The organism is Verrucomicrobiota bacterium (assembly GCA_037139415.1).
Taxonomy (GTDB): domain Bacteria; phylum Verrucomicrobiota; class Verrucomicrobiia; order Limisphaerales; family Fontisphaeraceae; genus JBAXGN01.
Genome location: JBAXGN010000022.1, coordinates 12,731 through 39,319, shown reverse-complemented (window position 1 = coordinate 39,319; position 26,589 = coordinate 12,731). Strand labels below are relative to the sequence as shown.

General features: G+C 59.7%; 19 protein-coding genes. 5 read left to right on the top strand and 14 right to left on the bottom strand.

The features are described from left to right. Positions 1–8: 8 nt before the first annotated feature. The 5 genes from atpA to atpB form a co-directional block, all read right to left on the bottom strand. A complete protein-coding gene (gene atpA / locus WCO56_05925) occupies positions 9–1,541 on the bottom strand; it encodes a F0F1 ATP synthase subunit alpha (GenBank protein MEI7729086.1) in 1,533 nt (510 codons plus the stop codon). Positions 1,542–1,546: 5 nt separating this feature from the next. After that, the gene (locus WCO56_05920; protein MEI7729085.1) at positions 1,547–1,939 is read right to left on the bottom strand and encodes a F0F1 ATP synthase subunit delta; all 393 of its coding nucleotides are present in this window, start codon (positions 1,937–1,939) and stop codon (positions 1,547–1,549) included. A gap of 16 nt (positions 1,940–1,955) precedes the next feature. Next, positions 1,956–2,483 (bottom strand): ATP synthase F0 subunit B, encoded by a 528-nt coding sequence (locus tag WCO56_05915; protein ID MEI7729084.1) that lies wholly within the window; start codon positions 2,481–2,483, stop codon positions 1,956–1,958. Positions 2,484–2,559: 76 nt separating this feature from the next. Further along, the gene (locus WCO56_05910; protein ID MEI7729083.1) at positions 2,560–2,790 is read right to left on the bottom strand and encodes an ATP synthase F0 subunit C; all 231 of its coding nucleotides are present in this window, start codon (positions 2,788–2,790) and stop codon (positions 2,560–2,562) included. A gap of 72 nt (positions 2,791–2,862) precedes the next feature. Further along, on the bottom strand, positions 2,863–3,855 hold the full coding sequence (atpB, locus tag WCO56_05905) for a F0F1 ATP synthase subunit A (protein ID MEI7729082.1): 993 nt from the start codon (positions 3,853–3,855) through the stop codon (positions 2,863–2,865). 113 nt (positions 3,856–3,968) lie between these two features. Here atpB and WCO56_05900 point away from each other — a divergent pair, with 113 nt between their 5' ends. Then, entirely contained in the window at positions 3,969–4,163 is a 195-nt protein-coding gene (locus WCO56_05900; protein MEI7729081.1) for a hypothetical protein, read from the top strand. A gap of 7 nt (positions 4,164–4,170) precedes the next feature. On the opposite strand, the gene WCO56_05895 is transcribed toward WCO56_05900, so the two are convergent. Beyond that, positions 4,171–4,629 (bottom strand): hypothetical protein, encoded by a 459-nt coding sequence (locus WCO56_05895; protein MEI7729080.1) that lies wholly within the window; start codon positions 4,627–4,629, stop codon positions 4,171–4,173. A gap of 118 nt (positions 4,630–4,747) precedes the next feature. Here WCO56_05895 and WCO56_05890 point away from each other — a divergent pair, with 118 nt between their 5' ends. From WCO56_05890 to WCO56_05880, 3 genes are read left to right on the top strand one after another with little or no spacing between them, the layout of a single operon-like run. Beyond that, on the top strand, positions 4,748–5,395 hold the full coding sequence (locus WCO56_05890) for a hypothetical protein (protein ID MEI7729079.1): 648 nt from the start codon (positions 4,748–4,750) through the stop codon (positions 5,393–5,395). Positions 5,396–5,422: 27 nt separating this feature from the next. Next, positions 5,423–7,291 carry a hypothetical protein gene (locus WCO56_05885; protein MEI7729078.1) on the top strand — a complete coding sequence of 623 codons (1,869 nt, stop codon included), beginning with the start codon at positions 5,423–5,425 and terminating at the stop codon, positions 7,289–7,291. A gap of 22 nt (positions 7,292–7,313) precedes the next feature. Then, on the top strand, positions 7,314–8,435 hold the full coding sequence (locus WCO56_05880) for a glycosyltransferase family 4 protein (GenBank protein MEI7729077.1): 1,122 nt from the start codon (positions 7,314–7,316) through the stop codon (positions 8,433–8,435). Between the two features lie 47 nt (positions 8,436–8,482). Here WCO56_05880 and WCO56_05875 read toward each other — a convergent pair whose 3' ends face one another. From WCO56_05875 to WCO56_05845, 7 genes are all read right to left on the bottom strand, one after another. Continuing rightward, the gene (locus WCO56_05875; GenBank protein ID MEI7729076.1) at positions 8,483–10,162 is read right to left on the bottom strand and encodes a hypothetical protein; all 1,680 of its coding nucleotides are present in this window, start codon (positions 10,160–10,162) and stop codon (positions 8,483–8,485) included. A 1,952-nt stretch (positions 10,163–12,114) separates the two neighbouring features. Further along, on the bottom strand, positions 12,115–13,794 hold the full coding sequence (locus tag WCO56_05870; GenBank protein ID MEI7729075.1) for a sugar-binding domain-containing protein: 1,680 nt from the start codon (positions 13,792–13,794) through the stop codon (positions 12,115–12,117). Positions 13,795–14,102: 308 nt separating this feature from the next. Further along, positions 14,103–15,953 carry an ABC transporter ATP-binding protein gene (locus tag WCO56_05865; GenBank protein MEI7729074.1) on the bottom strand — a complete coding sequence of 617 codons (1,851 nt, stop codon included), beginning with the start codon at positions 15,951–15,953 and terminating at the stop codon, positions 14,103–14,105. An 82-nt stretch (positions 15,954–16,035) separates the two neighbouring features. Further along, positions 16,036–17,856 carry an N-acetylmuramic acid 6-phosphate etherase gene (murQ, locus tag WCO56_05860; protein ID MEI7729073.1) on the bottom strand — a complete coding sequence of 607 codons (1,821 nt, stop codon included), beginning with the start codon at positions 17,854–17,856 and terminating at the stop codon, positions 16,036–16,038. A 126-nt stretch (positions 17,857–17,982) separates the two neighbouring features. After that, a complete protein-coding gene (locus WCO56_05855; GenBank protein ID MEI7729072.1) occupies positions 17,983–18,390 on the bottom strand; it encodes a hypothetical protein in 408 nt (135 codons plus the stop codon). Positions 18,391–18,899: 509 nt separating this feature from the next. After that, on the bottom strand, positions 18,900–19,952 hold the full coding sequence (locus WCO56_05850) for a glycoside hydrolase family 172 protein (protein MEI7729071.1): 1,053 nt from the start codon (positions 19,950–19,952) through the stop codon (positions 18,900–18,902). A 182-nt stretch (positions 19,953–20,134) separates the two neighbouring features. After that, entirely contained in the window at positions 20,135–21,412 is a 1,278-nt protein-coding gene (locus WCO56_05845; protein MEI7729070.1) for a hypothetical protein, read from the bottom strand. A 45-nt stretch (positions 21,413–21,457) separates the two neighbouring features. Here WCO56_05845 and WCO56_05840 point away from each other — a divergent pair, with 45 nt between their 5' ends. Beyond that, the gene (locus WCO56_05840) at positions 21,458–22,345 is read left to right on the top strand and encodes a TIM barrel protein (protein ID MEI7729069.1); all 888 of its coding nucleotides are present in this window, start codon (positions 21,458–21,460) and stop codon (positions 22,343–22,345) included. Between the two features lie 3 nt (positions 22,346–22,348). Here WCO56_05840 and WCO56_05835 read toward each other — a convergent pair whose 3' ends face one another. Further along, entirely contained in the window at positions 22,349–26,470 is a 4,122-nt protein-coding gene (locus tag WCO56_05835; protein ID MEI7729068.1) for a glycosyl hydrolase, read from the bottom strand. Positions 26,471–26,589 lie beyond the last annotated feature (119 nt).

Below are 26,589 nucleotides of genomic sequence, written 5' to 3'. Positions count from 1 at the left end.
GAATCAGCTTAGCGGTAGGTTTGCTTGAATTCGGTGACTGCCGCCTTGAGGTCGGTCACCAGCACATCGCTCATGGCCTTTTCTTTGGCGATCCGGGCGAGCAATTCGCTCTTGCGGTTGGTCAGAGTCTCGGTCAGTTTGAGCTGGAAATCCTTAATTTTTTCCACTGGTACATCATCCATCAGTCCGTTCTGCACCGTCCACAACACCGCCACTTGGACTTCCTCCGGGATGGGGTTGTACTGCCTCTGCTTGAACACTTCAACGATCCGTTTGCCGCGTTCGAGTTGCGCCTGGGTTTTGGCATCGAGGTCCGAACCGAACTGGGCGAACGCCGCCAGTTCACGGTACTGGGCCAGCTCCAGCTTGATGCGGCCAGCTACCTGTTTCATCGCCTTGATCTGCGCGGCGGAACCGACGCGCGAGACCGAGATGCCGACGTTGATTGCTGGGCGCACGCCTTGATAGAATAGGTCGGTTTCCAGGAAGATCTGACCGTCCGTAATCGAAATTACGTTGGTGGGGATGTACGCCGAAACGTCACCCGCCTGGGTTTCAATGATGGGCAGCGCGGTCAACGAACCGTTGCCGTTTTTCTCACTCAGCCGCGCGGAACGTTCGAGCAGGCGGCTATGCAGATAAAACACGTCGCCGGGATAGGCCTCGCGGCCGGAGGGACGCTTGAGCACCAGCGACACTTGACGGTAGGCCACCGCGTGTTTGGACAAATCATCAAAAATGATTAGCGCGTCCATCCCGTTGTCCATGAACCATTCACCCATCGCGCAACCCGCAAACGGCGCGATGTACTGGTTGGTGGCCGAGTCGGAGGCGGCGGCGCACATCACAATGGTGTAGGGCAGGGCACCGTGTTCTTCCAGTGTGGCGATGACCCGGGCAATGTTGGATTGCTTCTGGCCGATGGCCACGTAGATGCTGTACAACGGACGGAAGGCGGGATCGTTCTTCGCTTCCGCCAACTTGTTGAGGCGGGCGTTGTTGATGATGGCGTCCACGCAAACCGTGGTCTTGCCGGTGGAACGGTCGCCAATGATCAATTCGCGCTGGCCGCGCCCGATGGGGATCATCGCGTCCACGCCCATGATGCCGGTCTGCACGGGTTGACTCACCGAGCGGCGCTTGATGATGCCAGGGGCGATCTTCTCGACTGGGTAGGCGACATTGGTCGAGATCGGGCCTTTGCCATCCAGCGGACGCCCCAGCGAATCCACTACCCGGCCCAGCATGGCTTTACCCACGGGGACTTGTAGCAGCTTGCCGGTGGTACGGACTTCCTGGCCTTCCCGGACGCGGGTGTAATCGCCGAGGATGATGGCGCCGACTTCGGTCTCTTCGAGGTTGAGGGCCAGGCCCATGACGCCATCGCCGAAATCAAGCATCTCGTTCAACATCACGTCATCCAGGCCTTCCAATTTGGCCACGCCGTCGCTGACTTCGCGCACGACGCCCACATTTTGACGAGCCGCCGTGGTTTTCAGGCCGGCGATTTGAGCTTCGATCTCTTGGACTAAGTTACTCATAGGGTTCAGAAATTCTCGGTCAATTGGGCCAACCTGGCCCGGATGCTGCCGTCATAGACGTCGCTGCCCACCTTCACCCGCAACCCGCCGATCAATTCCGGGTTGGTGGCAAACGCCAAACTCAGGCCAGGGCCATACACTCGGGTCAGGTTGCCAGTCACGCTGGTTTGCAGGGCAGGGGTGAGCGGAATCGCGCTCTCGACGAGGGCCGTACGGCGTGCGACATCCAGTCGCACCAACCGTTGGAAATGGGTGAGGATGCCATAATAGCCACGCGGCTTTTTGGCAATTACCGCCGTGACCACCTGCCGGACACGCGTCTCATCCAGCAAGCCGTTCACTTTGCAGTCATAAAACAACTGCTTGGCGTCGCGACGGGCTTGTTTGGTAATTTTCATTCAGCGGGCGTGAGCGTCAGGCGGCCAATTGTTTGTTGGTCTCCTCCACGAGACGCTGTTGGTCTTCCGCCGTCAGGATTTTGCTGGTGACCGCGGCCGTGGTTTGGGCCACCAAACGGACCATTTCGCGGCGCAACTCCAGTTTAAGCCGGGCCAGTTCTACATCGTTGGCCTCGCGGGCCTTGACGATGATCTGATTGGCGGTGGCAATGGCCTTTTGAGTCTCCGCCTCCAATACCTTGGCGGCTTGCAGGCGTGCCTCTTCAATCATTTTGTTGGCCGCAGTGTTGGCCTGGGTCAGGACTTCTTGACGGGAGGCCTCGGCCTTGGCCAGTTCCTGTTTGATCTTGTCCGCGTTCTGCAAACTCTCGGCGATGCGCTGCTTGCGATCCGCCAGGGTCGTCAGGATGGGTTTGTACGCAAACCGGTGCAGGCAGAAGGCCACCACCGAGAAACTGATCATTTGCGCGATCAGGTGCGGCCAATCCACGCCAAACTCCCGGGCGGTATCCCCGACTATGTTGGCAAAAAATAAACCGTTCATAAATTAACTCGCTGGATGTGGATGCCCGGCGCGGCGTCCGTAAGGCGCACCGCGCCGGTAACAACGTTCCATCAGTTTACTGCGCCGGCCAGGCCTTGGTGGCCAGGAACAGCGCGTAGAACACAATGGCTTCCGCCAGGGCGATGGCAATAATGGCCAGGGCCAGGACTTTGCCGAACGCGCCGGGATTGCGTCCCACCGCTTCGGATGCCTTGGCACCGATCATACCTACGCCGATGGCTGCGCCCAGCGCCGCCAACCCGACGTGAATATTACCGGCAATTTCGCCTAACATTGGTGTCAACATACTCAGTTTTCCTTTCGCTTTTCCCGGTGCCTCCCGCGTGTGCCACGGTCAAGGCGCCGAAATCGTTATCGGTTAATGACTGCCTTTTTCATGCCCTTCCTCATGCGTACACATCAGCATGGTAAATACCGCCGTCAACAACATGAAGACCAGGGCCTGCACAAATCCCACCAACACTTCCAGAAAATAAAACGGAATCGGAATCAGGCTGCTGCCCAGAAACTGCGCCCAAGCCGGTCCGCCGATCAGGTTCGACATCGCCTCCAGCATGTTTTCACCTCCATAGATGTTGCCGAACAAGCGGAAGGTGAGCGAGACCGGGCGGAACATGATAGAAACCAGCTCCAGCACGCCCACAAACAAAAACACAAAGATCATCAGGAATCCGAGCACGCCCTTCATATCCCCCTTGGGACCGAAAATATGGAGGATGAACCCGACCATGCCATTTTCCTGAATGGACCAGACCAGCCAGAGCGCGAAGAAAAGCAACGCCATGGCCAAGGTCATGTTCAAATCGGCGTTGCCACCGCGCAGCAGCGGGGTGGTCACCTGAAAACCATGCTCGGTGGCATGCCCCCAACCAATGGTGCCAAAACCTGGCAGGAGGCCCAGCCAGTTACAGGAGAGAATGAAAATGAAGATCGTGGCAAAGAACCAGAAGCTTTTTTGGATCATCTTGGGTCCGATGATGCTTTCCAGCAGGTCGTGCAGCGATTCCACCATCCACTCCCAGAAGTTCTGCGCGCCGTCCGGGATTGCCTTCATCTGGCGGGTGGCCCGTTGGGCGAAGAAGATCACCAGCAGCGCCACCACCCAGGTTACCAGCATAGAATTGGAGATAAACGAATCCTGAAGGCGCGGGGCGACGAGCGGCAACCCGTGATGCTCTCCCGTGTGGCTGTCAGGTGCGGCCTTGTCGGTCGCGTGGACCGCCGTGCTCCTGGAGTGCGTGGGGACGCTCGCCGCCGTCCCTTCCCGGTGGGCGGTCGGAGCCGCCGCCAACAGCATTGTCAGCGGCAACAGCAACCAGCAACCGATCATTAGTTTCTTTAAATAACCCATGCTAATTATAAACATTAGGCAACCAAAATTTGTTCACTCACCACACAAGCACGATAAAGTGAAGAGAGAAAATGTCTCATCTCCCGTTTTTGCACAAGTATTTTTTTCTAAATTTGATTGAAAATCCCAGCCGGCGAAAAACGACCAGCGATGCGAATGGAGAAAAGTGCAAAAAAAAGGGAACGGGGCTGGCGCGCGAAGACCTTCAAATTCACGCGAATGACGGCAGCCTGAAACTGTTGGCCGAGGCCATCCGATTGGCGAAGGACGACCACGGGAATGGTCGCGCGAAGGTGAAAATCCGTTAATCCGTTTTTACTTTTTCGCCGTGCGGCGGTCGTTCTTTTTGGTATCAATGTCGAGGATTCGGGTGGCCAGTTCCATGTACGCCTCGTCCATTTGGGTCTGAATTTCTTCTTTGTCCACCCCTTCCTGCTTCAGCGCGGACGCCCAATTGCGTTTGGCATACGTATTCAGGATTTCCTCCTGGGCTTTGCCGCTTTTGGCGGCGATGACCTTGATATAGACCAGGTCGCTGACTTTGTACCGCTTGGTGACCAGCACTTGCTCCACAAACCTCCGTTCGACCTTCACCGATTCGGTCACCGGGTCAATGATGATTTGCATGTCCATTTTTTTGACACAGTCGTCCAAAGCTTCCACAGTGGCGGCGAGGTTCTGGGCGGAGGCACCGAGCGGGAAGAGGACCGCCAAGCCAAGTAATACGAGGATATTCGGCCAGTTGTTCGCGTGTTTCCGTGATATATTTTTCATAGTGACATACGAGGAAGCAAGCGCCATGCCATTTGGTAACAACCGCGATCAGCAAAAAACGACAGCCCGAAAACCACTATTGCTCCCAGCCAACTTTTACTTTAGATTAGGGGCTGGTATGCGAAAATTGCTAATAGCCTTGAACGTTGTCGGTTTGTTGGTTTGGTTGGCGCTGATGTTGGCCAACCGGAGCAGCAAAACGAATTCGACGGCGGCGGTGACGCCGCCGGGCTCGCCCGCCGGGCAGCCAGCCGTTGTTACCACCAAGTCCAATGCCCCGGCCCCAACGCCCACCGAGCTGGCGATGGCCAAAAAGCGGCGCGAGTTTGAACGGTTGTCGGGGCCCGCCTTGCCACTGCAAAGCTACGAGGATCGGCGGGATGAAATTCTGCGGGCGACCATTCCCACCGAACTCAAGGCCGAACAATTTCTCGAAATGGTGCCCCAACTCAAGGGGGAAGAACAGGAGGAGGCGGTGAAACATCTGGCCAATCTGCTCAGTGACGAAATGTTTCCCGCCGCTGCTGGTTTCCTGACCAATGCGGATACGCCGGAGAAAGTGCGGGAGGTATTGATGGCGGATTTGTTGAACCGCAACGAGAAATTGAAGTTGCCGCTGTGCCTGGCCATTGCCCGCACGCCGGACCATCCGCAGGCGGAAGACGCGATGAAGGTCCTGACCACCTATTTTCCGGAGGATTACGGCTCCAACTGGACAGCGTGGGAAACCAATGTTTCCAACCGCCTGACCAATGACTCCCAGTAACGAGCACGGGCACGGGTAAATACCATCATGAATAACCGATACTGTCTTATTTTATGCATCTGCCTGGCAGGTGGCCTGTCACGGCTCTCGGCGGCGGATTATGCCACGAATTTTACGGCCCTGGTGGATGGCTGCGGACGGGGCGCGATCTCATTTACCCCGGCCATTACCAATGGCATGGTTGAAATCGGGCGCAGCTATACCTTAAAAGCCGTTGCGCGCGCTGGATCGGTGTTTTCGCAGTGGGAAATTCTGAGGAACGCGGCGCTCATCACGAACAAAGCTCCATCCTTCGTGCTGTCCGCCAGCAACGCCATGACGGTGCGAGCGATCTTCAAAGACACCACGAAACCCACGCTCACCCTTTCCGCGCCCGTCAATAACTCCCGGCTGACCAATGGTCTGGTGAGCGTGCAGGGCAAGGCGGGCGACGCTAATCTGGCGGGAGTGTATGTGGTGTTGAACGACGGTGTGCCGACGGCGGCGGGGGCGATGAGCAACTGGCAGACCCAGGTAACCGTCAAGCTTGGGACGAATAGCGTGAAAGCTTACAGCGTGGACACCTGCAACAACACCTCCCCAGTCAGCCGCGTGAGTTTTGTCTATGCACCCAAAGCACCTTTGACGGTGACGGTTGGCAGCGGAGGCACCGTGATGCCCAATCTCAACAACACTTGGCAGGAGGTGGGCAAAAGCCTCACGCTCACCGCCAAACCGGCTGCTGGCATGGTGGTCTCCAACTGGACCGATACGGATGGCAACCTGTTGGCCACGGGCAACGCTTGCACGTTGGTGATGGCATCCAACCTGGCGGTAACCGTTTCGTTTGCGCCAAATCCATGGACGCCATTCAAAGGCGATTACCATGGCTTGTTCATGCCGCAACAAGCACCGTTGGATCCCAACAGCACTAACACTTCGTTTCATACCGTCGCGTCCACGAATGCCGGAATGATCAAATTGACGTTGACCACCCAGGGCGCGGTGAGCGGGCAATTGTTGATGATGGGCGGCACCTACCCGTTAAGCGGCGGATTTGGCGCGGATGGGCAGGCAAAGATTTTGGTGCCGCGTACCGGCAAGCCGCCAATTTTGGCGACGCTGGCCTTTGACTTTAACCAAGGGATCATCGCTGGCGGGGTGGCGGAAGCGACCGCATGGGAGTCCGTGGTCAACCTGCAACCCAAACCGGCGGTGGTCAATAGCCCATTGGCCGCCACTTACACGATGGACATTGAGCCGGATCTCAATTTTTCAACCAATCATTTGGGCAGCGGAGCGGCGAGCTTCACCGTCAGCAAAACGGGTACGGTTCAATTGACTGGCACGCTGCCCGATGGCTCCGCGTTCAGTCAGGGGGCGGCTTTGCTGACCAATGGGTGGTGGCCGGTCTTTGCGCCACTGTACGGTGGCAAAGGACTGTTGCTGGGCTGGATGGACCACGCCCAGTGGAACGGCAACTTTTATTGGCAAAAACCTCCCAATGCCAAAGACGCAATTCTGCCTGGTGGGGTGAGCGAAATTACCTACGCCTGGTTTTCGCCGTATTTTCCGCCCGCCCCCAAGACGAGTGTGACCGGTTGGGAGTTGGGAACCATCTGCTTTTTCTTTGGCAACCTGCCCGTCCCGAATGGACCGCGGGAGGCTGATAATGCCTGGACGTATTCAATCCAAGTGACCAACAGCCTGGTACGCGTTCTGGCCGGGCCGACCAATAAACTCACGTTGACGATCAATGCCGCCAGCGGACAGCTTAACGGAACCATCCTCCATCCCGTCACCGGAAAATCCACGCCGTATAAAGGGACCCTTGTGAAATTCGGCACCGATGCCTATGGTGCCGGCTGGTTCCTGGGGCCCAGCGAGTCCGGTGGGGTCAGCATTGATCCTCAATAGTTCGGGAACGTAATCGCCTTTCATGGCTGAAACATTGACGATCATTCACACGGAAGCCTCGGACGGCTGGGGCGGACAGGAAATCCGGATTTTTAGCGAAGCCGGTTGGTTTCGCGAACAAGGTCATCGGGTAATCCTGATCACGCCTGCTCACGCGCAGCTCCAGCAGCGGGCGCGTGAGGCGGGGTTTGAAACCTTCCAACTGTCGTTCACGAAAGCCTCGCAAGCGGGAGATTTCTTTCGTCTGGGGCGCATCCTCCAACAGATGCGTCCGCACGTGCTTGGCACTCATAGTAGCACGGATAGTTGGGTGGGGATGCTGGCTGGACGCCGGCAACGGGTGCCGGTCTTGTTGCGCTACCGCCATGTGAGTACGCCGGTCAAACCCAACTGGCTAAACCGCTTTTTCTACCGCACCCTCTGTCATCACACGTTGACTACAGGGGAATGCATCCGCCAGCCCTTGATCGAAACCCTTGGCGTGGACCCCTTGAAGGTAACTTCCGCGCCCACTGGCATTGAGCCGCCGCCGTTCCCATCTGATCGTGAGACAGCGCGTGTGAGTCTCTGCCAGGAGTTGAAACTGCCGCCAACCAGCCGGTTTGTGGGGTGCGTGGCCGTGCTGCGCAGTTGGAAGGGGCAGGCCCTTTTGATGGACGCCTTTCAAAGTGTGGCGGCGCGTTTTCCCCACCACCATTTGTTGTTGGTGGGCAATGGGCCCGGCTGGCCGGGCTTGAATGAGCACCGTGATTCCCTGACGGTGCGCGAGCGAATACTGTTCACCGGGCACCAGGCTGATCCCTGGCGCTATTTCCGCGCCTTGGACGCTGCGCTTCTGCCCAGCACGAAAAATGAAGGTATCCCGCAATCGCTGTTACAGGCGATGTTTGCCGGTTGTCCGGCGTTGGGCAGTCGTGTGGGCGGAATTCCAGAAATCATCCAGCATAATGCCACCGGCCTGCTATTTGAACCGGCTTCCGCCGAGGCCATCGCGACCGTGTTGGTGCAGGTCTTGAGCCAGCCGGAAGCCGCCCAGGCACGCGCCCTCAAAGCCCTGGAATATGTGCAACAACATCACACCCGGCAGCGCATGGGCGAACAGGTGCTGGCGGTCATCCAGCGGCAACTGGCCTTCAAATTGTAAAAAAGGCCGCATCGGAGGATGCGGCCTTTTGATTGGAATATTTGGCTTCAGGACTGGGCTGGCGGATTTTCCGTCGAAGCCACGACTGGCTCGGCCACCGGTGCCGCTGGAGCTTCAACTATCGGAGCCACCGGTGTTTCGGTTACCACCGCCGTGGGTGAAACCGGGGCGGATTCGGCGGACGGTTGAACGGTTCTCTCCGCGGGCACCGCGGGTGCGGGCGCCGGTTTGGCCTGCGGTTTTGGCTCGGGTTTGACCGGCTTCGGCAGCGGTCGCTTGGCTGTTTCCAAAGTCCCGTTGGCGAACTCAATGACGTGCCCTTGATGAATCAACCAGTGCAGGTCGCTGACCACTTGGGATTGCTCCGGGGTCAACTCCGGCGCGGGTGCGGGAGATGGAGCTGCGCCTTCTGCCGGAGCGGGCGCTGGGACCGGCGGTTTTGCGGAGACGGGGCTGGGAGCCAGGGCTTCGACCAGTTTTTGACGCGTACACTTGGCAGTCGCGTTGATGAAATTGATGATGCTCTTCACGCCGTCGGAAACCGGTTCCAATTCCAGGTCTAGGAAATGCGGACGGGCGACAGATACGTGGGTGATGCTCTTTTCGCGCTTGAAGAATTGCAGGCCGCGCCCTGCAAACAGCGCGCTGAGACCCGCCACCATTTTTAACGGGAACCGTTTTTGCTCTTCCCAGGCGGCGCGCACCAGCCGTTGCATGCCGGGTGAGCGCAACTGGCGAGCAATCACGCCGGAGAGGGTGTACGTCTCTACCGGGCGGATGATATTTGCCAGGTGAGTTTCACGGAAATGCTTTTCCACCGCCTCGCGGTTCGGCAGTTTAAGGGCGTCTGGCACATTGAGGCAGAGGAACTCCGTCTTCCAACTCTGGTCGTCAATCCACTTCTTCACCACCGCTTCATCGCGCACGATTTTCACGCGGCTTTTGAACATGTCAAACGGCATGCGCGAAAACCGCTCGGTGTGCAGTCGGTGCAGGCGCGCCTGGTAGTCGTGGTTGTTCGGTGGCCCCAGAATGATGCCACTCATGCCGCATTGCGCCACAAAGGTATAAACTCCCTTGGGCGGATCGGTGGGGGTGCGGTCCACCTGGTAAAAGGTGTTGAAATGGCGGTCCAGCACGTGGGCCACAGCCTCGTCTTCCGCGAGCCACAGCGTATCATCCAACATGCAGTGAAACATTGGCTGCGCCGGGGTCCCATCCGGCTTCTTGATCACGGTAAACACGAATTGATGCCGCTCCGGCTTTTGCAGCAGCAGTTGGGCGATATCGAACATGGGGTAGGCCCGGCCCGTCACGCGGATTTGCCGTGCCAGCGAGTCAACACCCTTGTCATCCACGCTCACCAACACTTCGAGTTCCGGCAACGGCGTTTCCGGCGGACGGTCCCGGTGCTCAAACCGGTCATCCCGCCGGTCGGGTCCGCCGCCGCCACGGCGGGGTCCGCGATCATCACGAAAATCCCGGCGTCCTTGGGGAGCGCCACTACCGCCCGGGCCACGGGCTTGACCGCGGGGTGGACCACCCGCTCCCGGGCCTCCCGGCCCATCACGGCGGGGTCCGCGATCATTGCGATCCCGCGAGGGGCGTCGCTCCGAGCGCGATTCTTCCCGCCCGGTATAATTTTCGTAACGGTTAGCAGAAGGTGTTTCCGTGGCCCACGCGGGCAGGAACAGCTTCTCCAGATTCAGATCAGCATCGAGACTCATGTTCAACGGCAGGCGATTTTCACCGCCTCGGTATTTTCATTATGTTATTTATGCGCGGCCTTTTCAGGCCCGTGTTGCGCGGCGGAACCGGTCCACCGCAAGGTAAACGGCGCACCCAGCGCGCCGGTGTCACAGGCTCGCCCTGTCACCATGGCAGGGCAAGCCACGGCAGCATGAATAAGGCCAAGGCGGAAAGCAAGCCCCACAATGCGGTTTTTATGAAACCTATTTTTGCGCCTCCTCCGGGGCATCGGCAGATTCCAGCTCCTGTAAATATTCGCGGTGGTTGGAAGTGATCCGCACTGCCAGCGTGCCCGGGTGATCCCCATGGAGCTGGCGGGCGGCCACCTTGATCAGGATGTGGTTCCAACCTTTTTTCAGAGGCAGTCCCGCGAACGTCAGACGGGTCCGATAATCGGCGGGCTCACTGTGGACGGGAGGCAAGGCCTGGCCATTGACCCACATACTGCATTGATCCGCCACATAGCAGAACGTGGTGAGCTGCGGCGCATCCGGGCCGCCGCTCAGCAAGTCATCCAAAGCGCGGGGACTTTTAATCCAGTAACTAAAATACACCGTATAATTGGTTTGCGGCCCTGTTTGGCCGAGTTGGTTGAAGACGAAGCGATCCCGGCTTGGGCACGTCACTGGCTTCCAGGTCAATCCACCCGCTGGCGCGTCTTTTTTTGGGCGGGTGCTGGCGTCGCCCAGAAAGTCTTTGGTCAGGGCGGTCTCCAAATCAGGCCCACCAAACCGGCCAAGGCTCAGTGCGTTGATTAGGGTGCCCTTTTCATCGAAGGCGGCCAGCCCGACGCTGCGCGGCAACCGGAGTTTGACACTCAGGTTGGCGAACAGTTTGCGCCATAGCGCATCCGTGGCTCGGGAACTTATGCGCCAATCCAGGGAGCAAAGCGCCAGTTTTCCCGGTCCTTGCGGATGCACGATCAGCGCCGCGCCGCCCGGTTTGACAAGCTGTTCGTACAAGACCACGGCGGCGCATTTTACGGTCTCGGGCCGGTGATTGAACAGCGACCAATCGGTGTCACTCGCCTGGAGCAGCACCTGGCTTTGCTCCACGAGGGGACCAGCCAGTCCATGTTTGAGGATATGGCGATCCGCCGATTCTTCCGCAAAATAGAGATCGGGCAGATTCAAGCCGGCCATCCATGGATGTTCGCGCGCGCGCTCCAGCGCGGTTGCCCGGCGGGTCGTGAGCTGCACTGGCGCGGGTAATAGATGGTTGACGAATTCGGTATTGGTGCTTTCCTGCCCCAGCATTAGGAGCACTACGCCCCCACGATCCAGCCAGGCATTCACGCTGACTTTGGCGGTTTCGAGCGTGGCGGTTTCCAACCCATCGCCGGCGACAAGGAGCAATCCGGGTGCCGCTGCCGTGTTGGTGAACGGCACCCCCAGCGCTTCCAATCGCCGAAACAGCGCGCTATTGTGATTGCCGAGGAAACCGACCTGTTCCAGCGTTGGCGCGGCGGTGGTTGGGACGGGCGGTTTGTTTTCAGCGCGGCGGCTCCATAGTCCTGGTTGTGGGTTGTCGGCCAGCGCGGCCTTCTGCGCGTCGAACATCGCCAGCGGCTTGTAGAGTGGCAGGGCGGGGTCCCAGCCCGGATTAAGCGTGGTCACATAAGGCGGCAGGCGCTCGGGTTGAATACCGGGCCGGCCCTCCTGGAACGGTTGGGTGAAAAAGACGCCATCCCGTTCATTGGGCAGGCGGGTGAAATCATGGTAGCCGATATTGAGATGCTCGATGCCGAACCAGGCGGTTTCACTGGCCGAGTAATACACCAGGCGCGGACGGGCCATCCGCGTGAGGTTATCAAATACATCCATGGCCAGCGCTTCGTTGCGGCCCGCGTAATTTTTATACGCGCGCTCGCCGTTAAAGGTGGCGAGTTGGGCAGGCGTGGCGTAATACGTGCCGCCGGATTCGCCGACCATCAGTGGCTGGTTGAGACTAGGCAAGCGATCCAACGGGGTACCGAGGCCGAAGTGCTTGCTCCACACTGGCAACGTGCCGCGCAAATCCTCATCGCCATCGCACGAAATCCATTCGCGGGTCGGGTCCAATTTACGGGCACGTGCGCCCAGCTCCGCCAATTGCGCATACCAACGATCCGTATCCTCCCGGGAAACCTGGTTGAGATTGAAGATGCGAAGAGTTCGTTCCCAAAGCTCCAACCGACCACGCTGGGATGATTGCGGTCGCGCAAGACCAGACCGTCGTAATGCTCGGCGAACCGCTGCCAGGCCACCGGGGCCTCGAAGTTCAATTGGATGGAGCTGCCAAACAGCGCGGTTTCGTCCAACACCACCAGCCCCATCTCATCCGCAAGCTCCAGATAATGGCGCGGATGAATCTGGGCGTGCGGGCGCACGGCGTTGCCGCCAAAATCCTTAATCATCTGGTACCACGCCCATACATACCGGCGTGACAGGGTGTATGGCCCGAAGGGATGCAGCAGATCGCCCACCAGTTGGAGCGGACGCCCATTGAGCAACAGGGAATTCCCCGATAACTTGAACTGCCGCCAGCCAAACCGGGTGGACTGGCGATCCAGCGTCTGACCGCCTTGGACCACTGATAATACAGCGGCGTAGAGATTCGGCGCGGCGGGCGACCAGGTTTGCAGCCGACCACCGGCTTTTTCCCGCAACGTCAGCGTTGTCCTGGCACCCGGCGGAAGACTGCGCGCGATCGCGGGCAGCGTCATGGCCGCACCGCCCAGTTTCCATTTCGGTTCGGGAGCGGACAAAATGTCTTTGCCAGCGAGGTTCTGCCACGGAGCAATTTCCCCGCTCACGGTTACCTCCTGCGCGCGGTCACTAGCGTTGCGCAACGTGACTTCCAGTTCCAACGAATCCTGATCCACCAACGGTTTGACAAACACCTCATCCACCCGGACAGACGGCAGCCCCAGCAGGAACACATCCTGCCAAATGCCGGTCAACCGCTCGGTTTCCGATCCGCATGGGTACGGCGCGCGCATCTTGGGATACCGCGCACTTCGCAGATTGAACAGCGCATGAGCGCGCACCCCCACGAGCAACTCGTTCTCCTCTGCCCGCTTGACCAGCCGGGTGATGTCGAGTTCAAACGGGAGGTACTTGTCGAAATGCGTGCCCGCAACCTGGCCGTTGACCAGCACCTGGCATTCGCCGGCCACCGCCTCAAAGCGCAACACGAGGCGGCGATCCCCCCAATCCGCCGGCACTCGGAACGAACGCCGCAACCAGCCCATCTCCACACCGTCCCAAGCGGCGGGATAACTGGGGAAATACAGCGCCCCCGGATCGTAGGGATGCTCCGTGCCTTCACCCGCCGTCCGCCGGCCACCCCACGTGTTCACGTTCCACGGGGACGGAATTTTGATGCGGGTCGAGTCCCAACCGCCGGGGGTGGGCGCGGACAACCCGGGCGGTTCGCCGGTGTCGCGTTTAAAACCCAGCGGCAAGGCGACCGGCTGAAACTGCCAACTGCCGTTCAGACAAAGCTCCCGCCGATACGGCTGTTCCACCGGTTTTACCCAACCATCCGCCGGCGCAAAGTCACGCGTGAATTGCACGGGTTCCGATCCCGCCGCCCAAGCCGGACTGGTCAACCCGGCCAACCCGAGCACGAGGCCCAACCACCAGCGCCAAATTTGCGACGTTGGTTGCCGGTTCCGGTTTCCATAATGCGGCCTTTGAATTAGCGTGAACACCGTGCAACTGTAGCAGTTTTTGATTTTCACGCACGTCCAAAAAACGCCACGCCCGGTTCAGGAGTGGGGGTGAATACCAGATTGTCCATGGGAGGGAATTGCCAGCTAGGCTTCATCAAAGGTGACACCCTGGTGAAGCTCTTGGGCAGTCATAACGTAAGTTTAAAATGAGCGATGGATAAGGAGAAAATTTGGAAACCATGGTCTGGAAAACCAAGCTAAATTTAATCCAGCGCCACCTGCCCATTGGCCACCCGCGCATAATACCCTCCGGGCCGCTGTAATAATTCAGACGGGCTGCCATTTTCAGAAAGACATCCGGCTTCCAATACCAGAATGCGGTCCACCCGGCGGATGGTGGTGAGACGGTGCGCCACCATCAAGGTGGTGCGGTTTTTCATGAGTTCATACAGGCTGGCCACCACCGTGTTTTCACTTTCGGTATCGAGCGCGCTGGTGGGTTCGTCCAGCAGCAGGATGGGGGCGTCCTTGAGGAAGGCGCGGGCAATGTTGATGCGCTGGCGTTCGCCGACGCTCAGGCGCGTGGCGCCGTCCCCCACGCGCGTCAGGTATTGTTGCGGCAACTTCTCAATAAACCCATGCGCATTGGCGGCGCGGGCGGCGGCCTCGATCTCCGCCAGGGTGGCACCCGGTTTGCCGTAAGCGATATTATCCGCGATGGAACTGGGCAGCAAAATCGGCTCTTGCTGCACCACGGCGATTTGCGAGCGCAAATCCCGCAGCTTCAGTTCCCGCAGGTCCACACCCTCCACCTTCACCGCGCCGGATACGGGATCGTAGAAGCGCGGCAGGAGATTCATGAGGGTGCTTTTGCCGACGCCGCTCGGGCCGATGATCGCCGCGCATTCCCCCACGCGCAGTTGAAAGGAAATGTCCCGCAACACGGATTGTCCGGGTTGGTAGCCAAAGGAAACCCGGTCAAACTCCAAGTTGCCCAAGGCGATGACCGGCGGGCGAACGTTGGCCGGGCCAGTTTCCGTGCCGCTGGGGCTCGCCGGTTTGGCCTTGGGGCCGAGCACCCGGCGGGCATCCGGTGCGTCTTTTACATCCTCCGGCGTGTCCAGTAATTCAAAGACGCGCCCGGTCGCGGCGCTGGCGGTGGAAATCGTGGCCCCGACATGCGAGAGTTGATTTAGCGGATCGTACAATTGTGAGAGGTACGCCAGGAATATCCAGAGATCGCCCACGCTTAGCCGGCCTGCCATCACCTGCTTGCTGCCCACCCAGACCGTGGCGGCTGTACCCAGTGAAAACACGATGGTAATGCCCAGCCAGTACAATAACTCCCAGCTATGCTGCGACAGGCGTTGGACCTGGGCGGCGGCGGTTTGCGTCGTGAATACCTCCTGTTCCTGATCCTCCCGCGTGTAACTTTGCACCAAGGGCAGGGTGGCGATGTTCTGCTGCACCAGGGTGGTGACGGCGCTATCCGCCTGTTGGGCGGCGGTGCCGCGCTCGGTCATCTTCTTGCCAAACACTCGGATGGACAACGCCAGCAATGGAATTGTGCCCAGAGCCACCAGCGTCAGCGGCCAATTGATGCGCAGCATCACTACCACCATCATTAACAGCGAGAGCAGCGCGATCAGCGTCGTCACCAACCCTTGCTGAAACAACGTCTGGAACGAATACGTGTCCCACGAGGCGCGGTAAATCAGATCCCCGACTTTGCTGCCCTGGTGGAACCGCATGGATAACCGTTGCAGGCAGGCGAACACCTCATTGCGCACCCTGCACAAGCCGCGCAGCCCGATGCTGATGGCCAGGTAGTTTTGCCCGGCGGAAATCAACCCATGCAGCACGTGTAACACTAGGATGGAGACAACTAAACAGATAAACAACGGGGCCGTGGGATCATGCGGGCGATGCTCAAAGCCCAGGTGCTGGAGCCAGGCCGGCGGCGGCTTGGTGCCGAGGATGGAATCCACGATGATCGCAATCGGCCATGGTTTGAGGAGGTTGGCGCCGATAACCAGCAACAGCAATGCCATCACCGCCGCCAGGCGCGGGGTGTCCGAACGGAAGAACCGCATGGCCCGCCATAAATTTCGCATCGCGGCGGTATTAAAGCGAAGTTTGGCCGCCGAATCCAGTATGAAAGTTTTCCATGGTCACCAGGGTTGGCGTAACCAGACGCTAATCCGTGATGCGAACCGCGTATTCCCGGCGGCAAACCTTGTGCAGGGCGGCCTTGACGATCCAGCCGGATTGCTCCAAGGCCAGTTGGGCTTGTTCACGCGGGCAAGCTTGGAGTTCGCAGAGGATTCGGATGGCGCGGTCGCGCAGTTTGGTGTTTGAAGGGTTCAGGTCCACCATCAGGTTGCCGACCACTTTGCCCAGCTTGACCATGGACAGGGTGGTGAGCATGTTTAAAATCATCTTGGTGGCGGTGCCGGATTTCAAACGGGTCGAACCGGTCAAGACTTCGGGACCGGTGTTGGGGAGAATGCACACGGTGGGCTTTAAGGTGCGCGGAATGTGCAGGTGTGGATTAAAGGCCAGGAGGACGGTTTTGGCACCGCACTTTTTGGCCTCGTTCAACGCGCCCCACACGAAGGGGGTTCGACCACTGGCCGCAATGCCCACCACGACGTCGTGCTGGGAGACCACCCGAAAGGTGATGGCGCGCGCTCCCGCAGTCAGATCATCTTCGGCGCCTTCGACGGATTCCCAAAGCGCAGTTTGGCCGCCGGCGATGATGCCTTGAACCATTTCCGGCGCAGTGCGGAAGGTGGGCGGGCATTCGCTGGCGTCGAGTACACCCAAGCGGCCACTGGTCCCGGCCCCGACATAGAAGAGGCGGCCACCGTGTTTCAGGGCGTGAATGATCAGGCGGATGGCTTGGGTAATCGGCTTGGCTTGGGCCAGAATGGCCATAGGCAATTGGGCGTCTTCGCTGGCCATCAACTGGATGGCCGCGCGGAGCGGCATCCGATCCAGGTGCCGGGAGCGCGGGTGGCGTTCTTCGGTGGGTGATAATCCGGTAGCCACCGGCAGGAGGGGCAGGGCGGCTTTAGTCCGCGCGGAAGCGGCGGCGGGCGGTGCAGGCGATGATTCGGCGAGGGCTTGCTCCGCCAGTTTCACGGCACCCCAGACGCTTTCCTGCCGCAACGGTTCCACGATGGCGAGGGGCATCTGTTTGCGGATGGCGGTTCTGACCCGCATCGCCAGACCGGGTTGCTTGAGCAGCATGCCACCGGTCAGCACAAACCGGGCCCGGGCATTTTTCCACGCGATTCGCCGGGCGCAAGTCATGGCATCGCCCGCTAAAATTCCGGCGGCGTCATTTAAGATCCGGGTGGCAATCGGGTCCTTTTGACTGGCGGCAGTCAGGACCTCCAGGGCGAGTGCGGCGACGTCTTCCTTGCCGGCCCGTTGTGCCCACCCGATCAGTTGCTCCGGCTCATTGAGATTGAGATGCCGTAAAAAACGGGCCCCGAGGCGCGGCCATTGTCCCTGCGAATCAAAGGTAGCAATGACTTGTTTCAAGGCTTGCAAGGCGATGTCGTATCCACTGCCGCGATCGCCCAGAATATGTCCCCATCCGCCGACTTTGACCTCCTTGCCGTCACGGGTACGCCCGTAACAGCAGGAACCGGTGCCGCTTAAGACCAGGACTGTCACGGTGCCAACGGTAGCAGATGATTCGCCGGGCTCGACCGTGGCGAGGGCAGTCTCGAGATCATTGGCGGCGTGGCACGGCACGCCGGGCCAAACCTGGGCCGCGAGCGCGCAAATGCGCGCGCGGTCCTGCGGGGTGCGCGCGCCGGCGAGGCCGAGGCCCAGCGCGTCAGGGCAGGGGAACTGGCCGGCGATTTCCCGGAGGTGAGCAACCCATTGGGCGTCCGTCAGCAGACGCAGGTTACCCGGACCGTTCACGTAGCGTTGTGTGGTCTGGCCGTCATGGAACAGCGCCACCGTGCGGGTGCCGCCGCCTTCAATCCCCAGGAGTTTCATGATCTTATTTCAATGTTTCGGGCGAAAGTGTTCCGCATCATGGCCGGAGCGTCAATCTTTGAAAAACCGCAATAAAAAAGGCACGGTTGCCCGTGCCTGGTAATTCGGTGAGGACAGCGTGGTCCACTATTCCTTTTTCTTGCCGCGCCCCTGGCCTTGGAACATTTGCTGGCGGATTTCTTTCCACTTCGTAATCTGTTCATCGGTCAGGATTTTCTGTTCCTTGATTTTGGCGATGGTATCTTCCGCCAGCTTTAGCATGGCTTCTTTCCGTTGCTCCGGCGTGACATCGCCCTTGGCGCGGAGTTCCTGCATTTTTTCCATCATCTTTTGGCGTTCCTCTTGCAGGACGACCTTGAATTTTTCCTTTTGCTCGTCGGTAAGGCCCAGCTTTTCCATCATTTCCTTCTGGCGCTGCTCCATTTGTGCCCGGCGGTCCACGGCTCCTTCTTTTTTCTGGGCGTCCTGGGCATTGGCCACACTCAGCAGCAAGGAGCCGCAGGTGGCGAATATTGCTAATTCTTTCAGTTTCATGTTCGTATCAAACCTTTCATCAATCACTCTATTATTGTTCGCTCGTCCGGTCCATTCAGACCGGCGTTTCATCAACTATTGCTAATAGACTGTCGGTCGGGGAGTTAGGTTACAACTTAATTTCTCAAGCCATGCTGAGGCGTGTTGAATGAGGGCGGAATCACATGAGTTTGAGTGGTTGTTCGAGGGGGCCACACGAAGGCGGAGTGCGGAACTTTGCAGAAATAGTTTCAGGCAAAAATGGAAAGAAGAAGATAGGAGATGGACAATTTTGAATGGAATAGGGGGCTAGCTAAATCCGAAGTCCGAGGGCCGAAAACCGAAAGAATCCCGAATCCGAAATTCGATGGCAGGCGCGAGGTTTGTGGCCGGTTCGCTTTTCACGTTGAAACGCGGCATTTTTCCAGCCCGGCGGCGGCCAGGGGAGTTGGTGGTTTTCCTCGTGGATTTGGCGTGTTTTCGGACTTCGGATTTCTTTTGGAATTCGTCCTTCGGTTTTCGGAGTTTACTTAGTGCAATTCCAACTGGTCCTTGGCGGGCAGTTTCGGGAATTTCTTGTGCGGCTCGGTCTGGTACCAGTACGCCACGGAGGCAATGTCATCCTGCAACGGCAGGTAACGTCCTCCAGACTGCCAGCCCAGGGCCTGGATGGTGACTTTTAAGTCTTTGCCAAACCGGACCGGGTCGGGAATATGCCAGCGATAGAGGCCAAAGCGCGTTTGCGAATCGTATAACCCATCCGGGCGGATCACCTGCGGCAGGCCGGAGTACGGCGTACAGAATTCCTGGTATTGTTTGGTGGCTTTGTTTTCAAAATTGTACGAGCCGCAGAAGTAATCTTCCGTGCCGGTGCCGCAAATGGTGGGGAATTGCGCGTCGCCATCCAGGAAGAATTTGATTTCGCCTTCGCCCCACCAGCCGGTGCTGTGAACTTCCCAAGCCAGGTAGGTGCCCACGTATTGGCCCGCGCCCTCGACGCCATCCAGAATGGTATATACGCTCTTGAAGGGCAGGGGATCCACCCGCCGGAATTGTGCATGGAAATAGGCCGCGTCCTCCGGCACTTCCGTCAGCGTGTAATTGATCTGATAATAGACGGTCATCTCCTTGTCATCCAAGTTTTCCATGGTGATCCGCGCTTTTTTGTGAAACGGCATCTGCCAATAACAATTGAAGGCGCTGCCGGGATTCACGCAGACGGCCAGCGAATTGAGCGGCGCAAATTTTCCCCAGCCACAGGCGAAGAAGTCGCCCACCGGGCATTCAATGGACGGCTCGGTTTCGTCATCCCAATAGAAGCGGAGGATGGACCAGCGCCAATTGCCCGTGGGCGTCATCCAGATGCTTTGGATGGCACCGGGGCCGGCGATGTCCGCCAGGGTAAAGGTGGTCTTGCCTTTGATGCGCACGGAAGGGGAGACTTTCCACCCTTGCCCGAGGTCCCGCGAGGCGCCAGCGCCGGTGCCCTCGGTGGCCATGCCGCCCATGCCTTTTTCGCCGGTGAAGTTTTCCGGGCTGACCGAGCGGGATTTGGCGTTGGAGAGCCGGTAAAGGTTGCCCATATTCAGGTCCAAACCGTTGAAGGTGGAGGGGGCCGCCGCCAGCCCCGTGACCAGGGTCAGCGCCAATACACTGCCAGGGATGAATGATCTCATAATCGTGTTTTATTTGATTCGTGAACCGATATTAATCCGCCCACACCAAGACTCTCATGGGAACTCCCGCGATCCGCCAAGACCTCAACCTAACGCCGCTCTTTCTCGAACTTCTTCTGATATTTGGCGTACGCTTCGTCCCCCAGAACCTGCCGCAAGGCACCTTCCATCTGCTCTCTCGCCAACATGACCGCCACCGTTTTTTGCTCGGGGGTCAGGTCCTGGTCCTTTTGGATGGCCGCTTCTTCCTGCGCCAGGGAATTGCGCAACTCAACCACCGCACCGGCCACTTTGGGGTCGGCTCCGGTTTCCGCAGTCAGCGCTTTGGCATCCCGGTATGCCGGGTTCTGGTTCTGCTGGAATTCCTGGAAACGTTGCAAGCCGATGACTTGTTTGATGGCCACGGCGGCCTGGTCATCCATCTGATCGGCCACGCGCACCATGCCCTCTGCCGAGGTGTAGCCGCCAAAGAGAAGTTGGCGTTCCACGCCGTCGCGCGCCCGGAAGATGGCGCGGAATTCCTCCGGCGTCACGTTGAGGCCGTGCAATTGATCGCGCAGTTGCTCGCTGATCCGGGAGTTGCGCAGCAAATATTCTTCCAACTGTTCCGGGGTCAGCAACTTTTCCAGTTGAGCCCGGTATTCCCGCCGCATTTTGGCCACTGCCAGCGGGTCTTCCTCCCGGCCGGCTTTATCCCGTTCCTTGAGATGTGCCAGGTAATCCGCTTGCAATTTCTCGAAACCTTCGCGCACGGCGGAGACCACGTTGGCAGGCAACTGCGCCAGAACGGCTCCGGAAAGGTAAGGTTTGGCGAGGGCTTTGTTGACGATGTCCTGATCGGACCCTTGTTCCCAATCGGGGCCGAGTAGTTTGGCCAGCAAAGCGGATTTTTCCTGGTGCAAGGCCTCGAACTGTTGGTTCATGCGCTCCTCGGCCTTCGTGTCCAAGGACGACTGCCACCATTGATCTTGTCTCAGCAACGCAAGTTGGGCGCGTTTCCGGGCGTACACGTGATCCACGTCGGCAATGATGATGTCGCGGATGGTTTCTTCCGGGCAACCGATGGACCGTAAATTGGCGATGTACTGCACGTAATCGTCGGCTTCGATTTGCTTCCAGGAAAGCAGTTGCACATTCAGGCTCATGTTCGTCCGCTGCAAGCGCATCGGCATCCGCATTTGCTGCGTGCGCACCAGGGAAAATTTATTGGTGGTGGGCGGGACGGAGGCAGCATGGTGACCTTGCTGTAACAATAGCAAGAGCAACGCCACATTAATGGCGCCTGACAAAACGAGCAACGCCGTTGACCGCATGACCGGAACGATGCCGCAAACCGGGCGGGAAGCCAATGGAAAATTGAACTTCATTTTCCATTCTTGCCTTATTCCGCCCATCAGGCATAAGCTGGGGCTATGAAAAATACTGAATCTTATTCCATGCCCCGCAGGAGTTTTGTGGCCACCCTTGGGACCCTCGGCGCCTTCTCCATTTTGGGGACTGCCGTTCCCTCGGCTCACGCGGAGCCGCGCAAAGGTCGTCTGAAACAAGCCGTCTGCCGCGGCGTGTTCAGTTCCAAAGCCAAGAAGATGGACCTGGACGCCATGTGCCGCGAGGCGGCCAGGCTTGGCGCGTGGGGGATTGATTTGGTGCAGCCCGGCGATTTCCCCATTTTGAAGCAGCATGGGCTGATTCCCACGATGGTTTCGGGCGGCGGGTCTGGCATTAAGAACGGCATCAACGACCGCAAGAATCATGCCGAGATTGACCGCAAGATGCGCGAGACCATCAAGGCTGCCGCTGACGCTGGCGCACCCAACGTGATCGTGCTCGCAGGAGACCGTCAGGGTCTTACCGACGAACAGGGTATGGAGAACTGCGCGATCTTTCTCAACCAGATCAAGAGCTTTGCCGAGGAACAGAAAATCACCCTTTGCATGGAACTGTTGAACAGCAAGGTGAATCATCCCGGCTACATGTGCGATCACACCGCCTGGGGCGTCCAGCTTTGCAAGCGGGTCAACTCGCCGCGGGTCAAACTGCTTTACGATATTTACCACATGCAGATCATGGAGGGGGATATCATCCGCACCATCCAGCAGAACATTGAGTATATCGGGCATTTCCACACCGCTGGCAATCCGGGGCGGCACGAGTTCGATGAGACTCAGGAAATGAATTACCGCCCCATCTGCAAGGCCATTGCCGACCTGAATTATCAGGGCTTCATCGCCCACGAATACAGCCCCATCAATGAGCCGCTCGAAACGCTCGATAAAATGATGCGGATTTGCGAGGTGTAGGGCTCAATTCACCGGCACGCGCGCCAGGGGCTGAAGGGTGACGGGGCCCAGGAGGCCGGAGGGGACAAGCGGATCGGATTTCTTCCAGAGCCGCCAACTGGTGAAGGTGAAGCGGCCGCTGGGGTTGGGTTTGTCTTCCTGCAACCATTGCGGCCATTCTTTGAGGGTGCCGTTGGCGTTGCGCTGGCTGTCTTCGGGAAGTTGTTCGTCGCCGATCTGGCGGTTGATCCAGAGGTTTACCACTTTGATTTCCAGCACGTTCTCGCCCGGCTTCACGGCGGCGGCGGGGAGGTCCACGCGGTACGGCGGCTTCCAGAGGATGCCCAGATCCTGGCCGTTGAGTTTGACTTCCGCCATGACTTCCACGCGGCCAAGGTCCAGCCGCAGCGCGGAAGTGGTGGCGGCGGGACGCTGGAAGGTGGTGCGGTAGGTGGCCGCGCCGGAGAAGTATTTGACGCCGGTCTCCGCGTGATCGCTCCAGGAAATAAGTTGCGGCAGGGTGATGCGCTCGGGCGCACCCCAACCGGGCGCGAAGCGGACTTCCCACGGCCCCTCCACGGTTTGGACGGGCGGCAGGTCCGGGACTTGCACGGTGGCGGTTTTGCCGCCGGCGCGCGCGATTTCATAAGCGCCCGAATGCGCGGTCTCCAGCCAGAGCTGGCCATCCGGTGCGCGCGTCACATTCACGGCGGGGAGGACGTTGGATTCGGTTTGCCGCTTCATGGTCTGCATGAGCTGATTGACTTCGGCGGCGTCCAATGCGCGGTCTACTTGCTTGAGTTCGCCGAGTTCGCCGTTGAAGGACGCAAGCGGCCGGTCGTGCGGCACGCCGACGCCGGGGTGCACGAGCCACGCGCTTTTCAAGCCTTGGCGGGCGAGTTTCCCGTTCAGGTACAGGCTGGGCACGCGGTCGCGATAGACAATGGCCACGTGCGTCCAGTCGGTGAGCGGCGCGGCGTGAACGAGCAGCGGGGCGAAGTAGCTGTCGCCATGTTCATAGATGGCGACGCCGTTTTGTCCCACGGCAAAGCCGCACCCGGAATGGCCGGGCTCGGGATACACCTCATGACCGGGCGGCGGATAAAGCACGTCGTTGCGCGCTGCGTTCAAGTTGACGACGCCCGCCGCCGCTTCTTTGGGCAGCAACGTATTCATCGCCGGTTTGACCCAGGCGGCCATGGTAAAAGAATTTGTTATGCCCGCATTGTTCCCGCCGGCGGCGGTGGCGGCGGTTCCCGCCGGGGCAATGTCCAGGATAGTTTTGCCGTCGCGTTTGACGGCGGTGATTCCGGCGGGCACGGTGCCGGGCCGAAACACCACGAAGACGGAGCCGCTGGGGTCGAACGATAGGCGCACCCGCGTGCAGCAGTCCTCGGCCTCATACAGCGCGGCAGGTTCCATGCGTCCGGTATCGGGCCACCAGAGTTCCGGGCGCTTGCCGCTGATATGGAACTTGCAGACTTCGTCGAGCGCGCGCGGGAACGGATTGGCCACGAAGTACACGTCCGCATCGCCGATGACGCGGTGAATGTAGCGCAGGCGGCTCTTGGCGGTGAAGTCCGGTTGTTGCCCCATCCAATTCAGCACCTCATCCGGCGTGACGCCGCAGGCGATGTAGCCTTTGCCGTGCTTGCGCTTGGTAACGTTCTTGCCATCGCAATCGCCCCAAAGCTCGGCGGCGAGTTGCTGCACTTCCGCGTCGCACTGCGGGTAGTTGGCCAGGCTGGGGGATTTCACCGGGCGCGGCCCCAGGACGGTGGCGCCGGCCTCGACCAGCTCCCTGATTTTGCGCAGCAGCTTGGGCGTCATGGTCTCCACGGCGGGCAGGACGAGCAGCCGGTAACTCATGCCGTCCGGCAGCACCAATTGGCCGTCGCTCACCTTCATGCGGGTGAGGACCACTTCCGGCGGGCAGCCGTCGAAGTTATAGCCCGGACGCGTGTAGCCGGTGGCCTTGGCGTTGACGGGCGGCGCCCAGCGCTGCGGCGAACGCTCGGGCGCGAGGTAGCAGATATCCGCAACGAACAACCCTTGCTGCAAGAGGAACTGGCAGCGTGCGAGGTACTCGTGCCAGGCGCGGGATTGTTCCCACCAGGTTTGCGAGCGCTCGTAATGCAGCCCCCACGGCCCCATGGACATTCCGGGGCGGCGGTCCGGCCACGGCTGGAGCGCATAGCGATGGAAGACGAAGCGGTTAATCCCTTCGCAGAAAGCCCAGTCGCCGATGTCCTTCACGTTCGCGGGATGCCCCTGCCATTTCTCCTGATCCGTGGCGGTGAACGCCTCTGCGCCGACGATTGGCCGGCCATAGACGTGCGCGGCCGACGCCATCTCCGTGGAACTGTACGCCGCGCCGAAGCGGCCCCACGACCAGAATTCCCCCATCGGCTCATCGGCGCGCCCGGCGTAGGTGAGGTCGTCGCAGGGGACGCCGTCGTACGCCTCGATGGAAAGTCGCATGCCATATTTGTGCGCCAGCTCGCGGAAATGCCCGGCGTAATTGTCCACGAGCAAATCGGAGACCGTCTGCCGCACATCCCAGAGGAACCGCTCGGAAACCTCCAGGCTATCCAGCACGCGCCCGGTGAACACCGGCAGATAGGGCAGGGGATCATACCCGCGCAACCGTTGGAACTCCTCGCGGAAACGCGGCGTCCAATTCTGCGAGCCGACCTCCCAGCTATCAATATGCGTCGAGATCAGCGTCTTGGGCACGCGCGGGCGGCTGTCGCTGATCAGATTGCCCATCAGCCCGTTGAACATGGCCTCGGCGGCCTCCTTGCTGAGCTTGTCGCATTCCAGGCCGCGGCCCGGGAGCGGGGCGGGGTGATTATCCTTGCCGGTTGAGGTATGCCCGACGCGCAGAATCGTCCATTTCCCGGCGGGCACGTCCCATGTCAACTTCCCATCCTTATCCAACTGCGCGGTCAGGTTCTGGACGCGCTCGCTCGCGACGACGGCGGTCTCCGGAAGCGCGGGCCAGGTGGATTGCAGCGGAATCTCCTGCTTCGTGAACGCCGCTTTGCCGCTGATCCCCTCGATGCGGTAACGCGGGCTCAACTCCAGGCCGCTCAGCGTCAGCTTCTCCAACTTCGCATCGGCGCGTGGGCAGTGCAGGCGGTAAAACCGGGCGGAAGTCTCCGGGAACGTGAATTCCACCGCGCCCGCTTTGACATCCAATGCCCGGAGCGTCGTGAACTTACTGCCGTCTTCCGAAGATTGCAGCGCCAGATGCAAGCCCAGCCGCGCCGAACCGGCGACCGACACGCGCAATTCGCGGGCGCGGAACGGCTGGGGGAACTCCACCAGCACCCAGGCGGGCTGCCCGGTCTTGGGCAACGCCAGCGTGATCGCGGCCTTGGGTTTGTCGCTCAACCATTTGCCGGCTTCCTCCGCTTTCAACCCGCTGGCGGTCACTTTTGGCGAGAACTCCCGCATGTGTACCTCATCCCCGGCGGGCGTGGGCAGCGCGAACACTGCAATATCCCGGTAATAATTCGCCACCATGGCGGGCTGCGGCAACACCTCCGCCAGGCGGCGCGGACCTTCCACCGCCAGCTCCGCCACGGTGATCTTCTGCATGGAAAGCTCGGGCGTGATCCACGGACCGCCGCTGCCGCACCAGCCGGCGTCGTTGTTCATATTCACCTCCAGCCCCAGCCGCTCCGCCTCCGCGCAGACGTGCTTGAACAACTCGCGCCAGAGCGGCCCGCCGAAATCCGCCGGACCCTTGGGCGCGCCCTGGTCCACCTCCATGATCAGCACCCCGCCAATGCCGGTGCGCTTCATCGCCTCCAGATCGGCGGTGATTCCGTTGCTGCTGAGATTGCCGCTCAGCCAGAACCAATACACCCAGGGCCGGGCGGCCTCCGGCGGCTGCGCGAACCCGCGCGCCAGCGGGTCCGCCCCCGCCGGGACAGCAGCGACGGCGGCCGCTGCCGGATATGCCAGCAACAAAGCGAAGACCGCCCACAACGACACCCGCGCAGAAGCCTGGCGGCGAAAGCTCCGCCACAGAACCAATCCAATACTTTCCATACGAGCCATATTTTTGTAGCCGCACAACGCCACATCAAGGGCGAGCAGCGCCGCGCGGACCAGCAAAGTTTTCGTCCTGGTTTTCATGCGCCGGATGCTGCTCCGAAATTGCCCCGTTGACCATCAAAAAAAGCGCAACCATAAATGTAGGTGACGAGTCATTGAATTTCTTCGTCGCCAAGAGCCAGAGATTCGTGATGTCAAAC

Excerpts from the sequence above, each read along its gene's own strand:
- atpA (MEI7729086.1), bottom strand. The coding sequence starts at position 1,541 with ATGAGTAACTTAGTCCAAGAGATCGAAGCTCAAATCGCCGGCCTGAAA.
- WCO56_05920 (MEI7729085.1), bottom strand. The coding sequence starts at position 1,939 with ATGAAAATTACCAAACAAGCCCGTCGCGACGCCAAGCAGTTGTTTTAT.
- WCO56_05915 (MEI7729084.1), bottom strand. The coding sequence starts at position 2,483 with ATGAACGGTTTATTTTTTGCCAACATAGTCGGGGATACCGCCCGGGAG.
- WCO56_05910 (MEI7729083.1), bottom strand. The coding sequence starts at position 2,790 with ATGTTGACACCAATGTTAGGCGAAATTGCCGGTAATATTCACGTCGGG.
- atpB (MEI7729082.1), bottom strand. The coding sequence starts at position 3,855 with ATGGGTTATTTAAAGAAACTAATGATCGGTTGCTGGTTGCTGTTGCCG.
- WCO56_05895 (MEI7729080.1), bottom strand. The coding sequence starts at position 4,629 with ATGAAAAATATATCACGGAAACACGCGAACAACTGGCCGAATATCCTC.
- WCO56_05890 (MEI7729079.1), top strand. The coding sequence starts at position 4,748 with ATGCGAAAATTGCTAATAGCCTTGAACGTTGTCGGTTTGTTGGTTTGG.
- WCO56_05885 (MEI7729078.1), top strand. The coding sequence starts at position 5,423 with ATGAATAACCGATACTGTCTTATTTTATGCATCTGCCTGGCAGGTGGC.
- WCO56_05880 (MEI7729077.1), top strand. The coding sequence starts at position 7,314 with ATGGCTGAAACATTGACGATCATTCACACGGAAGCCTCGGACGGCTGG.
- WCO56_05875 (MEI7729076.1), bottom strand. The coding sequence starts at position 10,162 with ATGAGTCTCGATGCTGATCTGAATCTGGAGAAGCTGTTCCTGCCCGCG.
- WCO56_05865 (MEI7729074.1), bottom strand. The coding sequence starts at position 15,953 with ATGCGAAATTTATGGCGGGCCATGCGGTTCTTCCGTTCGGACACCCCG.
- murQ (MEI7729073.1), bottom strand. The coding sequence starts at position 17,856 with ATGAAACTCCTGGGGATTGAAGGCGGCGGCACCCGCACGGTGGCGCTG.
- WCO56_05855 (MEI7729072.1), bottom strand. The coding sequence starts at position 18,390 with ATGAAACTGAAAGAATTAGCAATATTCGCCACCTGCGGCTCCTTGCTG.
- WCO56_05850 (MEI7729071.1), bottom strand. The coding sequence starts at position 19,952 with ATGGGCAACCTTTACCGGCTCTCCAACGCCAAATCCCGCTCGGTCAGC.
- WCO56_05845 (MEI7729070.1), bottom strand. The coding sequence starts at position 21,412 with ATGAAGTTCAATTTTCCATTGGCTTCCCGCCCGGTTTGCGGCATCGTT.
- WCO56_05840 (MEI7729069.1), top strand. The coding sequence starts at position 21,458 with ATGAAAAATACTGAATCTTATTCCATGCCCCGCAGGAGTTTTGTGGCC.
- WCO56_05835 (MEI7729068.1), bottom strand. The coding sequence starts at position 26,470 with ATGAAAACCAGGACGAAAACTTTGCTGGTCCGCGCGGCGCTGCTCGCC.